This is a genomic window from Filifactor villosus (assembly GCF_042652965.1).
GTDB classification, from domain to species: domain Bacteria; phylum Bacillota; class Clostridia; order Peptostreptococcales; family Filifactoraceae; genus Filifactor; species Filifactor villosus.
Genome location: NZ_JBHSHL010000065.1, coordinates 1 through 2,599, shown reverse-complemented (window position 1 = coordinate 2,599; position 2,599 = coordinate 1). Strand labels below are relative to the sequence as shown.

The 2,599-nt window shown below is 43.1% G+C and carries 5 protein-coding genes; all 5 read left to right on the top strand.

Annotation, left to right across the window (positions count from 1 at the left end; translation table 11 throughout):
- The coding region (locus ACFO4R_RS11925; protein ID WP_379789446.1) for a glucosaminidase domain-containing protein at nucleotides 1–764 on the top strand (764 nt) is incomplete at its 5' end.
- A 20-nt stretch (nucleotides 765–784) separates the two neighbouring features.
- Entirely contained in the window at nucleotides 785–1,105 is a 321-nt protein-coding gene (locus tag ACFO4R_RS11920) for a Mor transcription activator family protein (protein WP_379789444.1), read from the top strand.
- An 83-nt stretch (nucleotides 1,106–1,188) separates the two neighbouring features.
- On the top strand, nucleotides 1,189–1,836 hold the full coding sequence (locus ACFO4R_RS11915) for a hypothetical protein (RefSeq protein ID WP_379789442.1): 648 nt from the start codon (nucleotides 1,189–1,191) through the stop codon (nucleotides 1,834–1,836).
- 163 nt (nucleotides 1,837–1,999) lie between these two features.
- Entirely contained in the window at nucleotides 2,000–2,182 is a 183-nt protein-coding gene (locus ACFO4R_RS11910; RefSeq protein WP_379789440.1) for a hypothetical protein, read from the top strand.
- A gap of 119 nt (nucleotides 2,183–2,301) precedes the next feature.
- Nucleotides 2,302–2,553, top strand: coding sequence for a hypothetical protein (locus ACFO4R_RS11905; RefSeq protein ID WP_379789438.1), 252 nt, complete (start codon nucleotides 2,302–2,304; stop codon nucleotides 2,551–2,553).
- The last annotated feature ends 46 nt before the right edge of the window (nucleotides 2,554–2,599 follow it).

Below are 2,599 nucleotides of genomic sequence, written 5' to 3'. Positions count from 1 at the left end.
GCGTCGGGAGACATTGTGATTACCGAGCGACGAACTGCCCGGGGAAGTACTTCCCTTGGAAGGCTCTGATGTCGGAACTCTCGGGAAAGAAAAAAGAGGAGATCAAGTCGGAGGTATTGACTTCAATCTTGGGCAAGACAGGGGTCACAAAGGAACAGGTTTTGCAGTATGTGAATCAGATCAATAAGGACTGCAAGATTTCCGTGAGGTTGACGGAGTGGATCGGATATTACTTTAAGTACTGCGAACAGTACAAGATAAGAGCCGAGGTTGCAATCGCTCAAGCATTGCACGAAACGAACTATCTTCGTTTTGGCAATATTGTACAGGCTTCACAAAATAATTTTGCCGGACTTGGAGCACTTGACGGAAATGAAAAGGGGCAGGCGGCAAGTTTCCCGTCTGCAGAGGTCGGAGTCCTGGCTCATGTTCAGCACTTGGTAGCGTATGCAACTACGGTATATGTCAAAAACTTGGTAGATCCGCGGTTTGGGCTTGTGCATCGGGGAAGTGCTCCGTATTTGGAGTATTTAGCGATCCCGAAAAATCCGCGCGGAGTAGGTTGGGCGAGCGATAAGGAGTACGATGTGAAAATAAAAAAGATTATTCATAATATCAACGGTGTGAAGGTGCAACGGGAGCACTGGGGCGCGAAGTTCATCAGGGAACTGCAAGAGAAGGGGATCATCTCGGAGTGGCACGATCCGGACAGTAGGGTTACATGGGCGGAATTCGCTGCTGTGTTAAGTAAGATTGTAAAGTAAGAAGAAGGGGGGAAGTGTTGATGTCGGAGTGGAAAAAGGAGCTTAAAATAGAAGAACTGGATAGTCCGTACTTCGAGCTTGCGGAAAAGTTCGGGATTGAGGTAGCTCTTGAAATCGAACAGATGTGGCGCGGAAGACAGATCTACTTCCCTTTTCTTGAACATGTGTGTCGGGAGAATATAAAAGAGAAGATCCTCGAAGAATACAATGGATACAACGCTACGGAGCTGGCGGTCAAGTATGGATACTCGGAGCGCCACATTCGCCGGCTTTGCGAGAATAAAAGTGTAGTGCTTGATGGTCAACTCAACTTATTTAATGAAGATAGTCGCAACAAATAGCGACTTCTTTTTTTTGTGGGAAAATTGAAAAAGAGGGAAGAATGTAGTATGATAAATAAAATACATCTTATAGGAGGATACATATGAAAAAAAGAAAAGCACCGGGTTGTCTCACTATTATTGTCTTGCTTCTCATGCTCGGCGTATATGCGAGCGTGAGAAACAATGTAGGGCCTTCTGTGCAGATTTCGAAGATTGAAGGCGTCAGCGCGGAACAAAACGAAAAAATTGCACAGGTCCTGGAAAAGATAGGAGTTAAGAGTTATATGATCGAGCACGATGAGATGCTCGACGAAGAAGAAGGCGAGGGGAGCAAAGGATATCGCATATCGGGAACTATAAACGGGACGAACAGTAAGAATATCATTGTATATACAGATTCGACCGGGAACCTTCTCCGGGTCCGTTGGGCGGATAAAGATTTTTATAAGGATGGAAAGACGGTAGCGGTGTTGACGGATTATTTTTTGACGGACGAAGAAGAAATTATGCTGAAGACACAAGCAGAAATTATGGTAAAAGACATTCTTGCTGCTCCATCGACAGCAAAGTTTCCGGGATACGCGGAGTATGTGATGGAAAAGACTCCGGATAAGTACATCGTTGGGTCGTATGTGGATGCACAAAATGGGTTCGGAGCGATGTTGAGGAGTGAGTTCATGATTCGGATCTCGAGAAAAGACAACAAGGTGTTATCGTTTATTTTTGACGGGAAAGAACTTGTAAAATAAGTGAAAGAGTAGCTTGCGCTACTCTTTTTCTATGTTCGACAGCAAGAAATAAAAAAATATACTTTTGTCATACAAAACTATTGACTTTTGTATGACAAAAGTATATACTATAGTTACAGCGAGGGAAACCGAGCTGAATTCACGGGCAAGAGAAGGGAAGGATATGGAGAAAAAAAAGAAGAAGATTGGCCGTCCAACGACTAATCCGAAGACTCGGCGTTTAGCAGTAAGGCTAAGTGAGTCTTCAAATCTTATCTTGGAAGCTTATTGCAAGCAGGAGAAGGTAAGCAAAACAAAAGCGATCGAGAATGCGATCGCGGAACTAAAAAAATATTTGAATAGGTAAAAGAAGAACACCCGCCGTGCCGGGAAGCAAGAGGCGAGTGTTCTTAAATCCACCCCGAAGGGTTATCTACATAGTAGCATAAACCTTCGGAAAAAACAAACAAAAAAACGGAGGTTAAAATGAAATCATATTATCAAAATGGATCAAGTTGCGCTACGATGGTGGTCGCAGAACTTATTAAAATTGAAATTTCAAAGCTTGAGAAGCTGAAAAAATTCGGAAGGAATCCAGATGGGTTTCTAGAAAAGTATGAGGATCCGTTCATGGACTCATATCGAGAAGTTGAAAAAGACTTCGAGGTATCAAACTCGGAGTTGTTAAAAAGTTTTGAAATAGCTTTCGCTTATCTAGAGCGTGTCTACACAAATTAAACAAGGCATCTTAACCATAAAACGATCGATGCCAAATGAACTGCTC

Coding starts and splice junctions, on each gene's coding strand:
- ACFO4R_RS11910 (WP_379789440.1), top strand. CDS start 2,000: ATGGAGAAAAAAAAGAAGAAGATTGGCCGTCCAACGACTAATCCGAAG.
- ACFO4R_RS11905 (WP_379789438.1), top strand. CDS start 2,302: ATGAAATCATATTATCAAAATGGATCAAGTTGCGCTACGATGGTGGTC.
- ACFO4R_RS11915 (WP_379789442.1), top strand. CDS start 1,189: ATGAAAAAAAGAAAAGCACCGGGTTGTCTCACTATTATTGTCTTGCTT.
- ACFO4R_RS11920 (WP_379789444.1), top strand. CDS start 785: ATGTCGGAGTGGAAAAAGGAGCTTAAAATAGAAGAACTGGATAGTCCG.